The sequence below is a fragment of the Nonomuraea sp. H19 genome (assembly GCF_052068215.1).
Lineage (GTDB): Bacteria > Actinomycetota > Actinomycetes > Streptosporangiales > Streptosporangiaceae > Nonomuraea.
Genome location: NZ_JBQHCV010000006.1, coordinates 219,776 through 240,185, shown reverse-complemented (window position 1 = coordinate 240,185; position 20,410 = coordinate 219,776). Strand labels below are relative to the sequence as shown.

The window sequence follows — 20,410 nt, the reverse complement described above, 5'->3', positions numbered from 1 at the left end:
TCAGGCGGCAGGGGACAGGGTCCCGGCCGCGGCGCAGGCGGCGCCGGCTCTCAAGGAGGGCCCGGCGCCGCTCGACGTACGCCGGGAGGACCCGGGCGGCCAGGGCGCCAAGGGGGCTCTGCCCGTTCCGAGGGTGCGGGCCGCCCGGCGTCGCCCGACAAGCCTGACAATCCGCCGCGCCAGCCGCGCAAACCCCCGGCCGACCCGCTCGACCTGCCGTTCGGCCGCGACGACGCCTTCCGGGGCCGGCCACCGCGGGACCCTGACGACGACGAACGCGGCCGTCAGGGGGGCTCCGACCGAGCGCGCCGGGATGACGCCGATCGCGCGCGTCCCCGGGACGAGGGCCGGCGCGGCCGGTCGAGGGACGAAGGGGCCCGCCCGCGCGGAGACGAGGACGCGGGAGCGCGCCGGCGGCCACGCGGTGAGGACGACCGCCTGAGGGGCCGCGACGGGGACGGCCGCCGCCGGGGGCGTTCCCCTCAGGGGGACGACGAAGACGACGGTCCCAGGAGGCGTGCGGTCCCGCGGGCCGATGAAGGCGGCCGTCCCAGAGGGCGTGCGGTCCCGCGGGCCGATGAGAGCGGCCGTCCCAGGGGACGCGCCGTACCAGCGCCCGGCGAAGACGGGCGGACCAGAGGGCGCGTCGTCCCGGGCCGTGACGACGGCGATCGTCCACGCGGGCGCCCCTCCCAAGGGCGGGATGGGGACGACCGGCTCAAAGGGCGCGTTCAGGGGCGCGAGGACCGCGCACGCGGCCGCGGGGACAGGATCCCACCGCCCGACGCGGCACCGGGCGTCGCCCGGCCGCGCCGCGATCGCGCGCGCCCGGTCGCCGGCGACCCGCGCCATCAGGACAGGCGCGACGACCTCCGGCACCAGGGCACCGACCCGCGCAGCCGAGCAGGCCGGGACGACGACCCGCGCAGCCGGACCGGCCGGGACGACGACCCGCGCAGCCGGACCGGCCGGGACGACGACCCGCGCAGCCGGGGCAGGCAGGAAGACGGGCCGCTGCGCCGTACCCAGGCCGGAGGTTCCCGGCCCGAGGCGGTGCGGGGCCGTGAGCGGGTGGCGGCGCGCCGCGGCGGAGACGTGCCGCCACCCAGAGGACCGCGCAAGCCCCCCACGCCGCCGCGCCCGCCCAAGCCGCCGCTGGTGCTGCGGCTCGGCAGCCCGCGCAGGCGCGTCAACATCGGCCTGATCGGCATGACGTTCGTGCTGTCGATCTTCGCCGGGCGGCTGATCCAGATGCAGGGCCTCGACTCCAAGGTGTACGAGGCCGCCGCCGCCGACCAGCGCCTGCACACCGAGACCATCCCCGCCAAGCGCGGCTCGATCACCGACGTCAACGGCAACGAGCTGGCCGTGACCGTCGAGGCGCGCGAGTTGTCGATCGACCCGACGAAGATCCTGCTCGCCGAGCGCGCGAAGACGGCCAAGATCCTGGCCACGCAGCTCGGCAAGGACGAGCAGGAGATCACCGCCAAGCTGGCCAAGACGGACACCCGCTACCAGCTCCTGGCCAGGGACGTCGACCCGGTCGTGGCCACCCGCCTGCTCCAGGCCGACATACCCTCGCTCAACGCCAAGAAGACCTACCGCCGGGTCTACCCGGCGGGCGACCTGGCGGGCAGTCTCGTCGGGTTCGTCGGATTCGAGGGCAAGGGCCTGGCGGGCATGGAGGAGGCCAAGAACACGCTGCTGGGCGGCCGCGACGGCAAGCAACGCGTGGAGACCGGCCGCGACGGCCAGCGCATCCCGATGACCAGCAGCCAGCGCACCGCCCCCGTCAACGGCCAGGACGTGCGGCTGACCATCGACCGCGACATCCAGTGGGCCGCCCAGAAGTCGATCGGCGAGCAGGTGCGCAAGGCCGGGGCCGACAGCGGCACCGTGATCGTCATGGACGTCCAGACCGCCCAGATCATCGCCATGGCCAACGCCCCCGAGCTCGACCTGAACAACTGGCGCGAGGCCCCCGCCTCCAGCCAGATCAACAAGGCCGCCGCCGACGTGTTCGAGCCCGGCAGCACCAACAAGGTGATCACCGCGGCCGCGGCGCTCGAGGCCCGCATGGTGACCCCCGACACGGTGTTCCAGGTGCCCGACCGGATCAGGTGCGCCGACCAGGTGCTGCACGACGCCCACGCGCACAAGCCCGAGTCGATGACCTTCCGCCAGGCCATGGCCCAGTCCAGCAACGTGGCCACGATCATGGCCGCGCGCAAGGTCGGCAGCGAGCGCCTCTACCAGATGCTGAAGACGTTCGGGTTCGGCTCCGTGCCGGGCGGCGGCGTGCCGGGCGCGGAGGCCGGGCTGCTGCCCGACTACAAGAAGTGGTCGGGCAGCCAGAGCTGCACTGTCGCCTACGGGCAGGGCGTATCGGTGACGGCGCTGCAGATGGCCAGCGTCTACCAGACCATCGCCAACCGCGGCGTCAAGATAGAGCCGCAGATCGTCGCCGGCACCACGGACTCCTCCGGCAGGTTCGTCGCCGCTCCTCCCGGTAAGCAGACCAGGGTGGTGAGCGAGACGACGGCCAAGGAGATCACGACGATGCTGGAGAGCGCGGTCGGCGAGGAGGGCACGGGGCAGCTCGCCGCCATTCCCGGCTATCGGGTGGCGGGCAAGACGGGCACGGCCAACCGCTACGATGCGGAGCTCGGCCGCTACGACGGCTACACCGCCTCGTTCGTCGGGTTCAGCCCTGCGGACAAGCCCAGGCTGGTAGTGCTGTCGGTGCTGCAGAACCCCAAGAACGGCCACTTCGGCGGGCAGTTGGCGGCCCCCGTGTTCAAGGATGTGATGACCTTCGCCATCAAGAGCAAGAAGATTCCTCCCACAGGCTCCGCCGCGCCTCCGGTGCGTACGCGCAGCGGACAGTGACCAGGGAAGGTACGCTCTCGCCGTGCGTCCCCCGTCGTCTATGCGTCCCACGACCAGCCCGCCCCGTCCACTGACCGGGCTCGCGACCATGCTCGACGCCGATTCAGGCACGTCGAGGTCGCCCCATGCCGCCCTGACCGGCGTCACCATCGACTCCCGCAACGTCCGGCACGGAGATCTCTACGTGGCCTTGCCCGGCAACAGCGTCCACGGCGCCGCCTTCGCCGCCGAGGCGATGGCCGGCGGCGCGGTGGCCGTGCTCACCGACCGCGCCGGTCGCGACGCGGCCGTCGCGACCGGGCTGCCGGTGCTGATCGTCACCGACCCGCGTGCCCTGCTCGGGCAGATCTCATCCTGGGTGTACGGCCAGCCCGCACACGACATCCAGATCCTCGGCGTCACCGGAACCAGCGGCAAGTCCACCACCACCTTCATGCTCGAGGCGGGCCTGCGGGCCGCCGGGCACACCACGGGCCTGGTGGGCGGTGTCGAGATCCACGTGGGTGACCTGCGCTTCGAGCCGACGCTCACCACCCCGGAGGCGCCGGTCCTGCACGGCCTGTTCGCCCTGATGCGCGAGGACGGCGTCAGCGCGGCCGCCATGGAGGTCTCCAGCCACGCGCTCGCGCTCGGCAGGATCGACGGCGTCTACTACGACGTGGCCTTGTTCACCAACCTCTCGCAGGACCACCTCGACTTCCACAAGGACTTCGAGGACTACTTCGCGACCAAGGTGCGGCTGTTCCAGCCGGAGCTGAGCCGCGTCGGGGTGACCAACCTCGACGACCGCTACGGCCGCGAGCTGCTGGACCTGGCGAAGGTGCCGATGACCACGTTCTCGGCGCTGGGCGATCCGGAGGCCGACTGGCGGGCGCTGGAGGTCAGGCTCGGCGCGGACGGCAGCGCGTTCCGGGTGGTCGGCCCGGGCGGCGTCGAGGCCGACGCGCAGATCTCGCTGCCGGGGCCGTTCAACGTAGCCAACGCGCTCGGCGCCATCGTCACCCTGGTCGAGGCCGGAGTGCCGCTGCAGGCCGCCGTACACGGCGTCGGCACCCTCACCGGCGTGCCCGGGCGCATGCAGCGCATCACCGGCGCAGAGGACGAGTTCCAGGCGATCGTCGACTACTCCCACAAACCGGGCGCCGTGGAATCGGTGCTGCGCTCCCTGCGGTCCGTCACCGCCGGCACGCTCACCATCGTGCTCGGCTGCGGTGGCGACCGCGACAAGGGCAAGAGGCCTCTCATGGGGGAGATCGCCGCACAGCTGGCGGATGTGGCCATTTTCACCAGTGACAATCCCCGTTCGGAGGATCCGCTGGCCATCCTCGCGACGATGATGGAAGGCGCGCTCCGCGTTCCGCAGCACGACCGCGCTCATGTGATCATTGAGCCCGACCGCGCGGCCGCCGTCGGCCTGGCGATCGCCCGGGCCGGGCGCGGCGACGTGGTCGTCGTGGCAGGCAAGGGTCACGAGCAGGGCCAGTACGTTTCAGGCGAGGTGATCCCCTTCGACGACCGCGAAGTGGTCGCCGAAGCGATCGATGCACGCAAGGAAAGCAGGAAGCACTAATGATCCCGTTGCCTCTGGCCAGGATCGCCGAGATAACCTCGGGCGCCCTGTCGGGCATGGCCGATCCCCGCGCGGTGGTGCGCGGACCCGTCGTGATCGACTCGCGGGCCGTAGAACCGGGATCGCTGTTCGTCGCCTTGAGGGGCGCGCGGGTCGACGGTCACGACTACGCCGCGCAGGCGATCCGGGCCGGAGCCGTCGCCGTCTTGACCACCAGGCCGGTCGACGTGCCGGCGATCATCGTGCCTGACGCCGCCGCCGCGCTGGCCGAGCTGGCCGCCGCCCAGGTCGCCGCGCTGCCCCACGTCACCGTGATCGGTGTGACCGGCTCGGCCGGCAAGACCAGCACCAAGGACCTGCTGGCCCGGCTCACCGGCCGGATCGGCCCCACCATCGCTCCGGTCGGCAGCTTCAACAATGAGCTCGGCCACCCGCTGACGGTGCTGCGCTCCGACGCCGACACCCGGTTCATGGTGCTGGAGCTGGCCGCGCGCAACCTCGGCCACATCAAGGACCTCACCCGCATCGCGCCGCCGCGGATCGGCGTCGTGCTCAACGTCGGCACCGCGCACCTCGGGGTGTTCGGCGGCAAGGAGGCCATCGCCAAGGCCAAGGGCGAACTCGTCGAGGCGCTGCCGCGCTCCGGGGTGGCCGTGCTCAACGCCGACGACCCCTACGTGCGGGAGATGGCCTCGCGCACCGACGCGCGGGTCACGTACTTCGGCAGGGGCGAGGACGCGGCGATCCGGGCTGAGGACGTCGTGGTGGACGCCCGCGGGCGCGCCTCCTTCACGTTGTGCACCCCGTCGGGGTCCGCGCACGTGTCGCTCAAGCTGTACGGGGAGCACGCGGTCGACAACGCGCTGGCGGCCGCGGCGGCCGGCTACGAGCTCGGGCTGCCCGTCGCCACCATCGCGGCGGAGCTGGCGGAGGCCACACCGGCCAGCCGGTGGCGGATGGAGGTCACCGACCGGGCCGACGGGGTGACGATCGTCAACGACGCGTACAACGCCAATCCGGACTCGATGCGGGCGGCCTTCGAGATGTTCGACGTGCTGGGGCGGGGGCGGCGGCGCTTCGCCGTCATCGCGGCCCTGCGGGAACTGGGCGACGAAGGGCCCGCGCTCAACGCCGAGATGGGCCGGATGGCCGGCGCAGCCGGGCTGACGGGGCTGATCGTCGCCGGGCCGGATGCGGGCCCGGTCCTGGAGGGCGCCCACGCCGCGGCCCAGGCGGCCGCCCACGGGAGCGCCCCCACGCCTCAGACGGCCGCTCAGACGGCCGCTCAGGCATCCGCACCGACCCTCCAGCCCGCCCCCGGCACCTCAGTCCCCGGCTCTCCGGTCCCCGGCCCCGGCTCGGTCCCCGGTCAGCAGGATCCTGGCTCCGGCGCTCAGGACACCGGTTCCGGTCCTCAGGTCCCCGCCCCCGGCTCGCAGGCCACTGGCGGACAGGTCGCCGGCCCGGAGCAGGCTTCCGGTCCTCAGCCGGCGGGACCGTCGCCGATGGCACCACCCGGCGCGCAGGCGCCCGGACATCAGGGGGGCGAGCCGCACGGCCGGCAGGGCGCAGAGCACAGTGGAGCGCCGCAGGGCTGGTACGGACCGGGTCCGGAGGCGGGTGCGCCGCAGCCGGGTCGGCACGGGCCGGTGGCTGGTGGCGGTAGCGGTCCGCAGGGTTGGCAGGCGCCGGATCAGGGGCGTGTGCCGCAGGGGTGGCAAGGGCCTGTGGCCGGCGGGCCGCCCGTTGGCGGGCCGACGCGGATCGTTCATGTCCCCGATGCCGAGGCGGCGGCGGCCGAGCTGGCCGCGTGGTTGCGGCCCGGTGACGCGGTGCTGATCAAGGGGCCGAGGGCGATGGGGCTGGAGCGCACGGCGGAGCTCGTGCTCGGAGGTACCGCCCAGTGATCAACATCGTCATCGCCGGCGCCATCGGCCTCGTCCTTTCGATGCTGGGCACGCCGCTGGCGATCAGGCTGTTCTCGCGGCGCGGCATCGGCCAGCAGATCCGCGAGGAGGGCGTTCAGGCCCACCACGGCAAGCGGGGCACGCCCACCATGGGCGGCACCGTGTTCGTGCTGGCCGCGCTGTTCGCCTACGGCGCCTCCCATCTGGCCACCCTCACACCGCCCACCGTCTCGGGCATGCTGGTGCTGTTCCTGATGACGGGCCTCGGCGCGGTCGGGTTCCTCGACGACTTCATCAAGATCTACAAGCAGCGCAGCCTCGGCCTGCGCAGCGGCGCCAAGGCGCTCGGGCAGCTCATCGTCGGCGCGGTCTTCGCGTTCCTGGTGGTCCGCCAGCCCAACGTCTATGGCATCACCCCCGCCGAGACCCGCGTGTCGTTCCTGCGCGACATCGGCCCGTCGATCGGCCTCGTCGGGTTCACCATCTGGGTGCTCATCATGATCGTCGGGTTCTCCAACGCGGTGAACCTCACCGACGGGCTCGACGGCCTGGCGAGCGGCGCGACCGGGGTCGTGCTCGGCGCGTACGTGCTGATCGGCAACTGGCAGCTGCGCAACAACTGCATCGATCAGCTCGGCCCCAACTGCTACTGGGTGCGAGATCCGCTCGACCTGGCCGTCGTGGCGGCCGCCGTGCTCGGGGCGCTGATCGGTTTCCTGTGGTGGAACGCCCCGCCCGCGAAGATCTTCATGGGCGACACCGGCTCGCTGGCGCTCGGCGGCGTGCTGGCCGGGCTGGCCATCACCACCCGTACCCAGCTCCTGCTGATCATCCTCGCCGGGCTGTGCGTGATCATCACGATGTCGGTGATCATCCAGGTCGGGTTCTTCAAGATGACCCGCAAACGGGTGTTCAGGATGGCGCCGCTGCAGCACCACTTCGAGCTGAAGGGCTGGGCGGAGACCACCATCGTGGTCCGCTTCTGGCTGGTCGCGCTGCTCTGCGCGGCGCTCGGGATCGGACTGTTCTACGTCGAGTGGATGCCCAGGCCATGAGTTTCACCTGTGTGGCCGGGCTCGGCGTCTCCGGCACCGCGGTGGCCAGGGTGCTGGCCGAGCGCGGCGAGCGGGTCGTGGTCGTGGAGGCCGTGGAGGGGGAGCGGCAGCTCGCCGCCGCGGCGGAGCTGGCCCGGCTCGGCGTCGAGACGCGGTTCGGCCGGATGGCGCTGCCGGAGGGGGCCACGCGGCTGGTCACCACCGGGTGGGCGCCGCACCATCCGCTGGTCGCCGCGGCGCTCGCAAGCGGCCTCGAGGTGGTGGGCGAGGTGGAGCTGGCCTGGCGGCTGCGCTCGCCGCAGGGCGCCCCGTGGCTGGCGCTGACCGGCACCAACGGCAAGACCACCGCCGTGCGCATGCTCACCTCGATCCTGCTCGCCGCCGGGCACAAGGCCGTGGCCGTGGGCAACGTCGGCGTGCCGATCGTGAGCGCGGTGGGTGAGCCGTACGACGTGCTGGCCGTCGAGCTGTCCAGCTTCCAGCTCCACTGGTCCAGCACCGTGGCCCCCCACGCGGCGGCGATACTCAACGTCGCCCCCGACCACCTCGACTGGCACGGCTCCATGGAGTCCTACGCGGCCGCCAAGGGCCGCATCTACGCGCGCGCCGGCATTGTGATCTACAACGCCGACGACCCCGAGGCGACCAGGCTCGCCGAGCCCTATCCGGGCGCGATCGGGTTCACCCTGCGGGTGCCCGGGAGGGGGCAGATCGGCCTGGTCGAGGACCTGCTCGTCGACCGGGCCTTCGTCGCCGACCCCGATGAGGGGGCCGAGGAGCTGGCGACGCTGGCGGACGTGCGGCCCCTCGCGCCGCACAACGTGGCCAACGCGCTGGCCGCCGCCGCCCTGGCCCGCTCCTTCGGCGTCCCCTCCGAGGCGGTACGCCAGGGCCTGCGGGACTTCGTGCCCGACCCGCACCGCCTGTCGCACGTCGACCGGATCGGCGAGGTCGACTACATCGACGACTCCAAGGCGACCAACCCGCACGCCGCCGCCGCGGCGCTGGCGTCGTACCCGTCGATCGTGTGGATCGCGGGCGGTCAGCTCAAGGGCGCCGACGTCGACGACCTGGTACGCCAGGCGGCTCCCAGACTCCGGGGCGCGGTGCTGCTCGGCGCCGACCGGGCCAGGATCGCCGAAGCGATCGCGCGACACGCCCCGAATGTCCCCGTGGTCGACATCGCCGATCGGGAGACTGGTGCGATGGACCGAGTCGTCACCGAAGCCGCACGGCTGGCCTCGCCAGGGGACACCGTGCTGCTCTCCCCGGCGGGGGCCTCCCTCGACATGTTCGCCAACTATCCGGCGCGGGGGGAGGCCTTCGCACGCGCCGTACGTGAGCTGAGGCCGCGACGTGAGCACGACCGCTGAGGAACGCGCGCGGCCGGGCACCCCCGCGCGGCCGAGCGCCACGGAAAGGCCGGCAAGCTGGTTCCGTGAGCAGCTGGCCGCGCTGAGGGAGCTGCTCGGCAAGCCGCTGACCACCTACTACCTGATCATCATGTGCAGCGCGCTGCTGCTCGCGCTCGGGCTGATGATGGTGCTGTCGGCCTCCAGCATCGAGGCGCTGCAGAAGACCGGCAGCCCGTTCTCGTGGTTCATCAAGCAGTCGCTGTCGGCCGCGGTCGGCGTGCTGGTGATGTACGTATGCTCGCGCCTGCCGGTGAAGTTCTTCCGCTGGGTCGGCTACCCGCTGATGGTGATATCGATCATCGCGCTGGTCATGGTGCTGTTCATCGGCTCATCCGAGCTGGGCGCGCAGAGGTGGATCTACCTGCCCGGCGGGCTGACGATCCAGCCGTCGGAGCCGGCCAAGCTCGGACTCGTGCTGTGGGGCGCCGACCTGCTGGCCAGGCGGGCGCGGCAGGGCCGGATCGAGTGGCGGCAGCTGCTGATCCCGCTCATGCCGGGCACCGCGATCCTGGCCGTGCTCGTCATGCTGGGCCGCGACCTGGGCACCACGCTGGTGCTGTTCATGATCTTCCTGGCGCTGCTGTGGGTGGTGGGGGCACCGATCAAGCTGTTCGGCGGCATCATGGCGCTGGCGGTGCTGGCCGCGGCCATCATGATCAAGGTGGAGCCGTACCGGATGGCGCGCATCTCTTCCTTCCTCAACCCGTGGGCCGACGCCCAGAACGGCGGATACCAGGCCGTGCAGGGGCAGATCGCGATGGGCTCTGGAGGCTGGTTCGGGCTCGGGCTCGGCGCCAGCCGGCAGAAATGGAGCTGGCTGCCGCACGGTGAGAGCGACTTCATCTTCGCCATCCTCGGCGAGGAGCTGGGGCTCATGGGCACGCTGATGGTCGTGGCGCTGTTCGGGCTCCTCGGTTACGCGGGACTGCGCGTGGCCCTGCGGGTCAACGACGCCTTCATCAGGCTGTCGGCCGCCGCGATGGTGGCCTGGATCGTCGGGCAGGCCACGGTCAACATGGGGGCCGTGCTCGGTGTGCTGCCGATCACCGGCATCCCCCTGCCGCTGGTCTCGTACGGCGGTTCCGCGTTGCTGCCCACGCTCGCCGCGCTCGGCATGCTGCTGTCGTTCGCCAAACGCGAGCCCGGCGCGCGGGAGGCCTTGGCAGCCCGTGGCCCCGGACCGGCCGCCCGGGCCCTAAGCTGGCTTGGCCTGGGAGGTACGACCAAAGGCCGAGTGACACGTTAGGGAGTGACCGAGATGAGGGTGGTCCTCGCCGGTGGGGGGACGGCCGGGCACATCGAGCCCGCGCTCGCCCTTGCGGATGCGCTACGCCATCTTGACCGGGGCGTCGGCATCACCTGCGTGGGCACCGAGCGCGGCTTGGAGTCGCGGCTCGTGCCCGCCAGGGGCTACGAGCTGGAGTTGGTGCCCGCCGTGCCGCTGCCGAGGGCGATCACACCGAGCCTGCTGACCGTTCCCGGCAGGCTCGCCGGGGCGATCAACGCCACGGCCGCCATCCTCGACCGCGTCAAGGCCGACATCCTGGTCGGCTTCGGCGGCTATGTGGCGACCCCCGCCTACCTGGCGGCCAAGCGGCGCGGTGTGCCGATCGTCGTCCACGAGGCCAATCCCCGCCCGGGACTGGCCAACCGGCTGGGCGCCCGGCTCACCGAGCACGTGTTCACCGGCTTCCCCGAGTCCACGCTGCCCAAGGCCGAGTTCATCGGCACCCCGCTGCGCCGCGACATCGTCAACCTCGACCGGCTGTCCATGGGTGACAAGGCCCGCTCCTGGTTCGGGCTGGAGAACGACCGGCCCACGCTGCTGGTGTTCGGCGGCTCGCAGGGTGCCAGGTCGCTCAACCAGGCGGCGCTCGCCGCGTCGCCCGCCCTGCGCCGCGCGGGCGTGCAGGTGCTGCACGTGCTCGGCCCGAAGAACACCGTCGACCGCGAGCCCCCGCCCGGCGACCCGCAATACGTCCTGCTGCCCTACGTCGACCGCATGGACCTCGCCTACGCGGCCGCCGACCTGGCGCTGTGCCGCAGCGGCGCGCTGACCTGCGCCGAGCTGACCGCGGTCGGGCTGCCGGCGGCGTACGTGCCGCTGCCGTACGGCAACGGCGAGCAGCGCATCAACGCCGAGCGCGTCGTGCGCGGCGGCGGCGGCCTGATGGTCGACGATTCCGACCTGTCACCCGATTGGATCATCCATAACGTGCTGCCCATGCTTCACGACCCCGAGCGGGTCGCCCATATGTCGGAGGCCGCCTCCCGACTGGGGCGCAAGGACGCCGATATCATGCTGGCCAGGAAAGTGTTGGAGATAGCCCGATGAGCCTCGTCAAGCTGGTCGATCCCGTCGCCGAAGCAGATCTGGGGCGGGTGCATTTCATCGGCATCGGCGGCGCGGGGATGTCCGGCATCGCCCGCATCCTGCTCAAACGCGGCGTGCGGGTGACGGGCAGCGACGCGCGCAGCTCCGAGCAGGTGACCGAGCTGCGCGAGCTGGGCGCCACCGTCCACATCGGCCATGCCGCCTCCCACATCAGGGACATCGACACCGTGGTCGTCTCGACCGCCATCCGCGACTCCAACCCCGAGCTGGGCGAGGCGCTCAAGCAGGGGCTGCGGATCATCCCGCGGGCCGCCGCGCTGGCCTCCGTCATGGCCGGGCGCACCGCCGTGGCCATCGCCGGCACCCACGGCAAGACCACCACCTCCTCGATGCTCACCGTGGCGCTGCAGAAGTGCGGCGCCGACCCGTCCTACTGCGTGGGCGGCCAGCTCGTCACCACGGGGCTCGGCGCCGACGACGGCGCCGGGACGGTGTTCGTGGCCGAGGCCGACGAGAGCGACGGGTCCTTCCTCATGCTCGCTCCCGACATCGCCGTGGTGACCAACGTCGAGGCCGACCACCTCGACAACTACGGCGACCCGCGGGCCGTGCACGACAGCTTCGCCCGCTTCGCCGACCGGGTCGGCACGCTGCTGATCGTGTGCGCCGACGACCCCGGCGCGGTCGAGCTGGCCGACAAGGCGCGGGCGCGGGGGCTGCGCGTCAAGACGTACGGACTCGAGGGCGAGGACTACCGCGTGAGCGGCGTACGCCCCGACGGGTTCGGCACCGTGTTCGAGATCGACGGCAGGGGCGACGTACGGCTGGCCGTCCCCGGGGCGCACAACGCGCTCAACGCCACCGCGGTGATCGCCGTGGCCGACGAGCTGGGGCTGCCCTTCGAGGAGATCAGGGAGGGCCTGGGGGCCTTCACAGGGGCCAAGCGGCGCTTCGAGGCCAAGGGCGAGGCCGGTGGTGTCGCGGTGTTCGACAGCTACGCCCACCACCCGACCGAGCTGACCGCCGACCTGCGGGCCGCCCGCGACGTGGTCGCCTCCTACTCCGGCACCGGCCGGGTCATCGCGATCTTCCAGCCGCACCTCTACTCGCGCACCAGGTTCTTCGCCGACGAGTTCGGCGCGGCGCTCGGGCTGGCCGACGAGGCCATCGTGCTCGACGTCTACGGGGCCCGCGAGGACCCCGAGCCGGGCGTGTCCGGCGCGATGGTGGCCGGGCGGGTGCCCTTGCCGCCGGAACGCGTGGCCTACGCGCCCGACCGGCGCGCGGTGCCCGCGATGGTGGCCGAGCGGGCGCGGCCCGGCGACATCGTGCTCACGATGGGCGCCGGCGACGTCACGGAGCTCGGCCCGCAGATCGTGGCCCGCCTTTCCTGATCGCGAACCTTGACGACGGGAGATTCTCCGTCCTGCCGCCGGGGGCTGAGGTCCGGGTGGATCCCTGGACGGTGGGGGAGTCTCATCCCGCCGTCCGCGCGCGTCAGTCGGGGAGTGGGCCGATCGGGACGGGTCGCGCCTTTTGGGCGTGGCGCGCGGTGTTATGCCGCACGGCGGCGTAGGTTCTGTGCCGATGCGGAGAGTGCCGAGTGCAAGAGGAGCGATGAAGGCGCGGACGGCGTTCCTGGTACTGCTCACGGCGGGGGTGGTGGGCATCGCCGCCTGGCTGGTGTTCTTCTCGCCCGTACTGGGCGTGCGCTCGATCGAGATCGTGGGAAATATCACAGTGCCGAGCGAGCGGATCAAGCAGCAGGCCGGAGTGGCGGACCTCCACCCGCTCGCCACCGTCGATCTCGCCGGCGTCCAGAACCGCTTGCTGGGCATCAGGCAGCTCGCCTCCGCGAGGGTGGACAGGATCTGGCCGGGCACCCTCAAGATCGAGGTGGTCGAGCGGGAGCCCGTCGCCGCCATCGCCGCGGGCGACAAGTTCGCGATCGTCGACGAGCAGGGCGTGGTGATCGAGGTCAAATCGGCGCTCCCGCCCATGCTGCCGCTGCTCAAGGTGGACCGCCCCGCCACGGGCGACCCCGCCATGATGGCGGCCCTGAAGGTCATCCAGGCGGTCCCGGACGAGGTGGCGCCCAAGGTCAGGGAAGTACGCGCGGGAACTGCCGAGGGCGTGACCCTGGAGCTGTCCGACGGGCGCAGCGTCGTCTGGGGCGGTACCGACCGTCCCGCCGAGAAGGCCCGCATTCTGGCCTCGCTGCTCAAGCGCGAGAAGGCCACGGTCTACGACGTCAGCTCCCCGGACGTGGTGACCCTGAAGTGATCAAGAATGTCCCTGAAGTGATCAAGAGTGTCAGGGTCTGGCAACCCCCCGGCAAGAGCATCGCCGAGCCTGTGCGAGGTGGAGGCCGAGGCGTGAGAGCCTGTAACTCGGACGCCGGGCAGAGGAGTGCCCCCACCAGGCGCGACTTCGGAGCGAAACGGACAGCCCGCGACACGCCGGACGTGCTTGCGGCGCGGTTAGTTGACCCGCCAGGTAGGGGGCTCCTACTGTCCGTATCAATCCTCAGGTTGACATAAATCTAAATCTCAACTTGAGGTTGAGAGTTACCCGAACTGACAACAAGCGGAGACAATCCGCACCGAAATGGCAAGTCAACGAGCGGAAAGGCCCCTCGTCGTGGCAGCACCGCAGAACTACCTCGCGGTCATCAAGGTCGTCGGCATCGGCGGCGGCGGAGTGAACGCCGTCAACCGGATGATCGAGGAGGGACTCAAGGGCGTCGAGTTCATCGCCATCAACACCGACGCCCAGGCGCTGCTGATGAGTGACGCCGATGTGAAACTCGACGTGGGCCGCGAGCTCACGCGCGGACTTGGCGCGGGCGCCAACCCCGATGTCGGGCGCAAGGCCGCCGAGGACCACCGTGAGGAGATCGAGGAGGTCCTCAAAGGGGCCGACATGGTCTTCGTCACGGCGGGCGAGGGCGGCGGCACCGGCACGGGCGGCGCGCCCGTCGTGGCCAATATCGCCAGGTCGCTCGGCGCGCTGACGATAGGCGTCGTGACCAGGCCGTTCAGCTTCGAGGGACGCCGCAGGGCCATGCAGGCCGAGGCGGGCATCGAGACGCTGCGCGACGAGGTCGACACGCTGATCGTGATCCCCAACGACCGGCTGCTGTCGATCTCCGACCGGCAGGTGAGCGTGCTCGACGCGTTCAAGGCGGCCGACCAGGTGCTGCTGTCCGGTGTCCAGGGCATCACCGACCTCATCACCACGCCCGGCCTGATCAACCTGGACTTCGCCGACGTCAAGTCGGTCATGTCCGGCGCCGGCTCGGCGCTCATGGGCATCGGCCACGCCCGCGGCGACGACCGCTCCGTGGCGGCGGCCGAGATGGCGGTCTCCAGCCCGCTGCTGGAGGCCAGCATCGACGGCGCCCACGGCGTGCTGCTGTCCATCGCGGGCGGCTCGGACCTGGGCCTGTTCGAGATCAACGAGGCGGCGCAGCTCGTGTCCATGGCGGCCGCGCCCGACGCCAACATCATCTTCGGCACGGTCATCGACGACGCGCTCGGCGACGAGGTCCGCGTGACGGTGATCGCGGCCGGCTTCGACGACGTGCCTGGCCCGGCGGAGCGGCAGACGCTGCGAGCGGCGGCGGCGGGCAGGCCCGCCGCGTCCCCGCCGCCCGCGCCGCCCGTGTCCTCGCCCATGCGGCCGAGCCCTTCGTCCCCCAGCGTGAAGTCCGAGCAGGCTCCGCTGCGCCCTGAGCCGCGCGCTGAGGTGCGTTCCGAGCCGCGCCAGGACTTCCGCCCCGAGCCGCGTCCCGAGCCGCGCCAGGAGTTCAGGCCGGAGCCCCGCATCGAGGCGCGGGCGGAGTTCAGGCCGGAGCCGCGCCCCGAAGCCCGCCCTGAGCCGGTGCGCGCCGTGGAGCCGGTGCAGGCCGCCGCGCCGGACCGCGACGAGCCGCCGGCGGACGAGCCGTCCGGACCCGTCTCGATTCCCCGGCCCGCGCCCGAGCCCGCAAACCCGCCCACGCCCATCACCTCCCGCATGTCGGAGCCGCCCAAACGTCCTCGTGTGGTCTTCGAGGAGCAAGAAGAGGAGCTCGACGTTCCCGACTTCCTGAAGTAGCCGGACGTCCAACGCCGCTCCCCGCAGGTGTCCGGGAGCGGCGCCGCCGTGTGCGGGCCTACCGCGGGGGTGCGAGGATGCCGGTATCGGGAGGGAGACTCACGTGAGAAGGGACGAGATCGCGGCCGGTTTCGCCGAGATCGACGCGCGCATCGCGACGGCCTGCCACGCGGTGGGGCGCGACCGCGGCGAGGTCACGCTGATCGCCGTCACCAAGACCCGGCCGGTCGAGGACGTGCGGATCCTGGCCGAGCTGGGCGTGCGCCACATCGGCGAAAACCGCGACCAGGAGGCCGCGGCCAAGGCCCGCGAGCTCGCCGACCTGTCGCTGACCTGGCACTTCGTCGGCCAACTGCAGACCAACAAGGTCCGCTCCGTCGTCGGTTACGCCGAGGTGATCCAATCCGTCGACCGCCTCAGGCTGGTGGAGGCCATCAGCAAGGAGGCCGTGCGCCAGGGCCGCAGGGTCGGCTGCCTGGTGCAGGTCGCCCTCGACGACGATCCGGCCAGAGGCGGCGCGCGGCCCGCCGACGTGCTGGAGATCGCCGACGAGGTGGCGCTCGCCGAGGGCCTGTGGCTGGGCGGAGTCATGGCGGTGGCGCCGCTCGGCGAGGAGCCGGCCAAGGCGTTCGCCAGACTGCGGGACGTGGCCATGCGCCTCCAGGAGCAGCATCCCCGCGCCACCATGGTCTCCGCCGGGATGAGCGAGGACCTCACGGAAGCCATCGCCTACGGCGCGACACACGTGCGGGTCGGTACGGCGTTGCTCGGTCGTCGCAAGCCCTTCGTCAGGTAATGTCCCCTCAAGTGGGTCTCCAGGCCCGTGATCAGGTAGAGGTCGATCAGCGGTGAGCTCCAAGGGGGTACGGCCACCGCCTCGGAACCCGGCGACGGGCCCGAGCGACGGCGACCATGAGCAGGAGGACGACGTAGCGATGGCCGGCGCGATGCGCAAGATGGCGGTCTACCTCGGTCTCGTGGAGGACGACCGCTACGAGAGGTACGAGGCCTACACCGACGACTACACCTACGAGGATGAGGTGCAGCGAACCGGCGAGGAACGGCCCGTAGCGGTCCAGGAGCGCGACGACGAGGCCGACCCTGGGGTGCCCGCACCCAGGCCCGCCACGACGATCCTGGAGCGCCGCACGACGGATCTGGCCCGCATCACGACGCTCCACCCCCGGACGTACAACGAGGCGCGGACGATCGGAGAGCACTTCCGGGACGGCACCCCGGTCATCATGAACCTGACCGAGATGGTCGACAGTGACGCAAAGCGGCTCGTTGATTTCGCGGCAGGTCTCGTCTTTGGCCTACACGGCAGCATCGAACGTGTTACCAACAAGGTGTTCCTGTTGTCCCCTGCCAATGTCGAGGTGACCGCCGAGGACAAGGCACGAATCGCGGAACGCGGATTCTTCAATCAGAGTTAGAGTCTCTGTATGTCTATCGCACCCAACCAGGTCTCGCCGAGACCGGGAGGGCTCACCAGAAGTGGAGGCGCGGCCGGGCCGTGGGGATCGTAAGTCAGATCTTGGTCGTTGTCCTGTCCCTCTACTTGGTGCTGCTCATCGGCAGGATGATCTTTGAGACGGTGCAGGCCTTCGCCCGTCAATGGCGTCCCTCCGGGGTCGTCCTGGTGGTGGCCGAGGCCACATACACCGCAACAGACCCGCCACTCAAGTTCCTCCGCCGTTTCATTCCTCCGCTCCGGTTGGGTACGGTGGCCTTTGACCTAAGCTTCACGGTCCTGTTCATCGTGGTCCTGATCTTGATTCAGATCGCGCAGTCGCTGCGATGACGGGCCGGTGAGGTGCCGGTCGTGAGCCAACTCGTGTCCGCGCTGAAGTGATTCGGGTTACCGTCCCTCCGGACAGACTCCAAGCGCGCCAAGGAGACCAAAAAAATGCCGCTGACGCCCGCTGATGTGCGGAACAAGCAGTTCAGTACCACCCGGTTGCGACCGGGCTACGACGAGGAAGAGGTCGACGCCTTCCTCGACGAGGTGGAGGCTGAGCTGGACCGCCTGATCCAAGAGAACGAGGAGCTCCGCGCCAAGCTGGCCGAGTGCCTGCGCGGAAAGGTGCCGGGCGGCATGAACATGCCCATGGCCTCCGCCCCGGTCCAGGAGCAGCCCAAGCCCGAGATGATGGCGCCGCCGCAGCCGGAGCCCATGCGGGCCCCCGAGCCGCCGCCGGTGCAGCAGCCGGTCCCCGTGGCCATGAACATGCCTCCCGCCGAGGACAACATGGACACCGCGGCCCGCGTGCTCGCGCTCGCCCAGCAGACCGCCGACCAGGCGATCGCCGACGCCCGCCGGGAGGCGGACGAGACGGTCACCCGCGCCCGCCGCGATGCCGACGAGATCCTCTCCAAGGCCCGCCGCCAGGCCGAGCAGGTCCTCGGCGACGCCCGCGCCCGCGCCGAGACGCTCGAGCGCGACGCGCAGGAGCGCCACCGCCAGGCCATGGGCTCGCTGGTGCAGACCCGCGACGAGCTCGAGCGCAAGGTGGAGGAGCTGCGCAGCTTCGAGCGCGAATACCGCAGCAGGCTCAAGCTCTACCTGGAAAACCAGCTCGCCGAGCTCAACGTGTCCGCCGAGGGCAGCGGTGGGTTCCCGGTCATGTCCGGTGCTCCCCAGGGTCAGGCCCCGGCCATGTCGCACGCCGTGCCGCAGGGTGGTCAGCAGCCGCTTCCCGGCAGCCCCAGCCCGTTCGGCGGCGAGGCTCCGCAGGGCGCCTTCCCCGGCAGTGACGGTCCCCACAACGACCGCCGGTAAAGTAACGGGTCACTTGGACCTGTCACTCGAAAGAGCCCTCTGTGATCCTTATCAGTGCTGGTTTGGTGCTCGCGGCGGTCGTGCTGCTGATCGCGGGCTTCGTACTGGCGAAGCCGTTCCTGATCATGTGGTCCATCGTGGTCAGCGTGCTGTCCGCGCTGTTCCTGGTGATCGGGGCGTTCCTGCGGCGTCACGAGCTGTTCCCCGGTGGAGGGCAGGCCGCTGCGCCGGCCACCCCTCCGGCAGGGCTCATGCCGCCCGGCTTGCCGTACAACCAGACCGGTCCTGTGGCTCACCAGCCCCCTCCTCAGCCGCGTCCGCAGACGCCGCAGCGGCCGACGGCCGTTCCGGCGCCCGCCGTGCGTCGCCCCCCTGGCGGCGGCATCGCGCCGGACGCGCTCGTGCTGGTGATCCCGGGTCGCAAGCGCTACCACGTGACCGGCTGCCGGCAGTTGGCCGGTCGGGAGCACGAGGAGCTCACCTACGAGGAGGCTCGCGAGGAGGGCTTCACGCCCTGCACGACGTGCCTTCCTGACGCAGCGCTCGGCGGACGGCAGCTACCACCTGCCGCCGACCCCGAGCCCGCCGTCGCACCCGGCCCCGCGCCCACCGCGGAGAGCCGGGCGGAAACCTCCGGGGAGACCCGCGATCTACGACCGCCGGTCGCCCCGCCGAAGCCCGACACGAAGGCTTCCACCCCCGACCCGGAGCCCGCCGCCGCCCACGAGGAAGGCGCCACCGGGTGGTTCGGCCGACCTGCCGCCGCACCGGCGGGCCAGGCCAAGACCTCCGCCGCCGCCGTCCCCGAAGGGGATGATGACGAGCAGGCGGAGACGCAGACTTCCTATTTCCGGCCGCCGCCGTACGCGCTGAGGGCCGAGTCGCCGTCTTCGGGCGCGGAATCGACTCCGGCCGGCGCGAGTGCGCCCGCCGGTGGGACTTCCGAGTCCCCTGACAAGACTTCACAGGCCGCCGGTGAGCCGACGCGGCCAGGGGGCGCGCTTCCGCGCCCCGGCAGCGGGTCTTCCGCAGGTAAGCCGGGCACCTCCGAGGGCAAGCCGGGCAGGCCGGAAACATCCGCCGGCCGGCCGGGCGCGCCCGCCGGCGAGTCCGCAACATCCGCCGGCAAGCCGGGGGCACCGGGTGGCAAGCCGGGGGCGTCCGCCGGCGTGACCCCGCCGCCGGCCGCGGGCAAGCCCGGGCAGGTCGCGGGCAAGCCTGGCCAGCCCGCAGGCAAGCCCGGCCAGGTCGAGGGCGGATCCGGGCCGTCCAGGGCCGGGGGCGCGGCCGAGGAGGACGACTCCTCGGGTCCCGCTACGGCGCCGCAGCCGCGCGTGCCCTCGTCCCCGGCACCGGCCCGTCCAGGAGCGTCGGCCGGGGCCGGGGGGTCGTCGCAGCGTTCGTTCGGGGCCGGCACCGAGCCGCCGCCCGTCCCGGAGGAAGAGGACGAGGTGGCGCCGGAGCGGCCCGCGTCCTCCGCCGAGTCGCAGGCCAAGCCCAAGGGCCCGCTGCCCACGGGGCCTGGCGCCGCGGGCAGGACCTCCCAGGACCGGCCCGCCGGCACGAGCCCGGCCGGACCTGCGAGCGCGGCCAAGACCGGAGCCGAACGCCCGCCCACCGGTGGGAAGACCGGAGCCGAACGCCCGCCCACCGGCTCGGCGGTTCCCGCCAAGACCGCCACATCCGGCCCAGGCGTGGCCGCCACCACGGCGAGCGTGGGCGGATCGCCTGGCGCACGTCCCATGGCAGGGGCGCCTGGTCCGGGCTCCAAGCCGGGAGCGCCCGGCAGTGGTGCCAAGCCGGGAGCGCCCGCCAGCGGTGCCAAGCCGGAAGCACCCGGTGCCGCAGCCAAGCCGGGGGCGCCCGGCACAGGAGCGAAGCCCGACACCACCAAGACGCCGGGCACTTCCGCGAAGCCGCAGGCCTCCGGGTCCAAGAGCGGTGATGAGCCCGCCGGCGCCGGTGGCAAGGGGAAGCGGCCCGGGACTGTGAAGGTCATCATCGGCACCCGTCGCTACCACAGCACCGACTGCCCGCTGATCAAGGGGGCCGGTGAGAGCGGGGTGGAGACGATGACGATCGCCGCGGCCGAAGCCGCCGGGATGACGAGCTGCTCCGTCTGCCAGCACGACCACGAGACGGTCGGCTGAGAGGGCTCCGGCGGACCCATCTGCCGGAGCCTCCCTTTCGCCAGACCCGTCGGCCGGGCGTTCTTCCGCTGTCGGGACCGGCGTTGCGATGCCGTTGCCGGCGGTGTGCGGTGGGCGCGGTCCGGGCTGGTGTGCCGTGCGTGTGCGGTGGTGCGGTGAGCGCGTAGCGCCCGCTGGGACCTGATGGGGCGCGCCCGGGTCGGGCACGC

15 protein-coding genes and 1 pseudogene are annotated in these 20,410 nt (G+C 71.9%); 15 read left to right on the top strand and 1 reads right to left on the bottom strand.

Features of this window, described 5'->3' with window-relative positions; translation table 11 throughout:
- Positions 1–879 carry a hypothetical protein gene (locus ACTMTI_RS15195; RefSeq protein WP_441120948.1) on the bottom strand — a complete coding sequence of 293 codons (879 nt, stop codon included), beginning with the start codon at positions 877–879 and terminating at the stop codon, positions 1–3.
- Between the two features lie 174 nt (positions 880–1,053).
- Here ACTMTI_RS15195 and ACTMTI_RS15190 point away from each other — a divergent pair, with 174 nt between their 5' ends.
- The 15 genes and pseudogenes from ACTMTI_RS15190 (at position 1,054) to ACTMTI_RS15120 (ending at position 20,201) form a co-directional block, all read left to right on the top strand.
- Complete coding sequence (locus ACTMTI_RS15190; RefSeq protein WP_441120947.1) at positions 1,054–2,889, top strand: peptidoglycan D,D-transpeptidase FtsI family protein; 1,836 nt, start codon at positions 1,054–1,056, stop codon at positions 2,887–2,889.
- 40 nt (positions 2,890–2,929) lie between these two features.
- Positions 2,930–4,459 (top strand): UDP-N-acetylmuramoyl-L-alanyl-D-glutamate--2,6-diaminopimelate ligase, encoded by a 1,530-nt coding sequence (locus ACTMTI_RS15185; protein WP_441120946.1) that lies wholly within the window; start codon positions 2,930–2,932, stop codon positions 4,457–4,459.
- Positions 4,459–5,805: pseudogene (locus ACTMTI_RS15180) on the top strand (UDP-N-acetylmuramoyl-tripeptide--D-alanyl-D-alanine ligase); the annotation flags it as partial. The gene ACTMTI_RS15185 and the pseudogene ACTMTI_RS15180, both read left to right, overlap by 1 nt.
- 557 nt (positions 5,806–6,362) lie before the next feature.
- Entirely contained in the window at positions 6,363–7,421 is a 1,059-nt protein-coding gene (gene mraY / locus ACTMTI_RS15175; RefSeq protein WP_441120945.1) for a phospho-N-acetylmuramoyl-pentapeptide-transferase, read from the top strand.
- Entirely contained in the window at positions 7,418–8,794 is a 1,377-nt protein-coding gene (murD, locus tag ACTMTI_RS15170; protein ID WP_441120944.1) for a UDP-N-acetylmuramoyl-L-alanine--D-glutamate ligase, read from the top strand. Before mraY ends, murD begins: the two co-directional genes overlap by 4 nt.
- Positions 8,778–10,082: a putative lipid II flippase FtsW gene (ftsW, locus tag ACTMTI_RS15165; RefSeq protein ID WP_441120943.1), complete on the top strand. Its 1,305-nt coding sequence runs from the start codon at positions 8,778–8,780 to the stop codon at positions 10,080–10,082. Before murD ends, ftsW begins: the two co-directional genes overlap by 17 nt.
- 12 nt (positions 10,083–10,094) lie before the next feature.
- The gene (murG, locus tag ACTMTI_RS15160) at positions 10,095–11,171 is read left to right on the top strand and encodes an undecaprenyldiphospho-muramoylpentapeptide beta-N-acetylglucosaminyltransferase (protein ID WP_441120942.1); all 1,077 of its coding nucleotides are present in this window, start codon (positions 10,095–10,097) and stop codon (positions 11,169–11,171) included.
- Complete coding sequence (gene murC / locus ACTMTI_RS15155; RefSeq protein WP_441120941.1) at positions 11,168–12,565, top strand: UDP-N-acetylmuramate--L-alanine ligase; 1,398 nt, start codon at positions 11,168–11,170, stop codon at positions 12,563–12,565. The genes murG and murC overlap by 4 nt, the downstream gene beginning before the upstream one ends.
- 223 nt (positions 12,566–12,788) lie before the next feature.
- Positions 12,789–13,454 carry a cell division protein FtsQ/DivIB gene (locus ACTMTI_RS15150; protein WP_441120940.1) on the top strand — a complete coding sequence of 222 codons (666 nt, stop codon included), beginning with the start codon at positions 12,789–12,791 and terminating at the stop codon, positions 13,452–13,454.
- Between the two features lie 357 nt (positions 13,455–13,811).
- Positions 13,812–15,269 carry a cell division protein FtsZ gene (gene ftsZ, locus ACTMTI_RS15145; RefSeq protein ID WP_441120939.1) on the top strand — a complete coding sequence of 486 codons (1,458 nt, stop codon included), beginning with the start codon at positions 13,812–13,814 and terminating at the stop codon, positions 15,267–15,269.
- 103 nt (positions 15,270–15,372) lie between these two features.
- Entirely contained in the window at positions 15,373–16,065 is a 693-nt protein-coding gene (locus ACTMTI_RS15140; protein WP_441120938.1) for a YggS family pyridoxal phosphate-dependent enzyme, read from the top strand.
- 139 nt (positions 16,066–16,204) lie between these two features.
- Complete coding sequence (locus ACTMTI_RS15135) at positions 16,205–16,705, top strand: cell division protein SepF (RefSeq protein WP_441120937.1); 501 nt, start codon at positions 16,205–16,207, stop codon at positions 16,703–16,705.
- A gap of 80 nt (positions 16,706–16,785) precedes the next feature.
- Positions 16,786–17,073, top strand: coding sequence for a YggT family protein (locus ACTMTI_RS15130; protein WP_441120936.1), 288 nt, complete (start codon positions 16,786–16,788; stop codon positions 17,071–17,073).
- A 105-nt stretch (positions 17,074–17,178) separates the two neighbouring features.
- Positions 17,179–18,051 carry a DivIVA domain-containing protein gene (locus tag ACTMTI_RS15125; RefSeq protein WP_441120935.1) on the top strand — a complete coding sequence of 291 codons (873 nt, stop codon included), beginning with the start codon at positions 17,179–17,181 and terminating at the stop codon, positions 18,049–18,051.
- A gap of 41 nt (positions 18,052–18,092) precedes the next feature.
- Positions 18,093–20,201: a hypothetical protein gene (locus ACTMTI_RS15120; protein WP_441120934.1), complete on the top strand. Its 2,109-nt coding sequence runs from the start codon at positions 18,093–18,095 to the stop codon at positions 20,199–20,201.
- Positions 20,202–20,410: the final 209 nt, after the last annotated feature.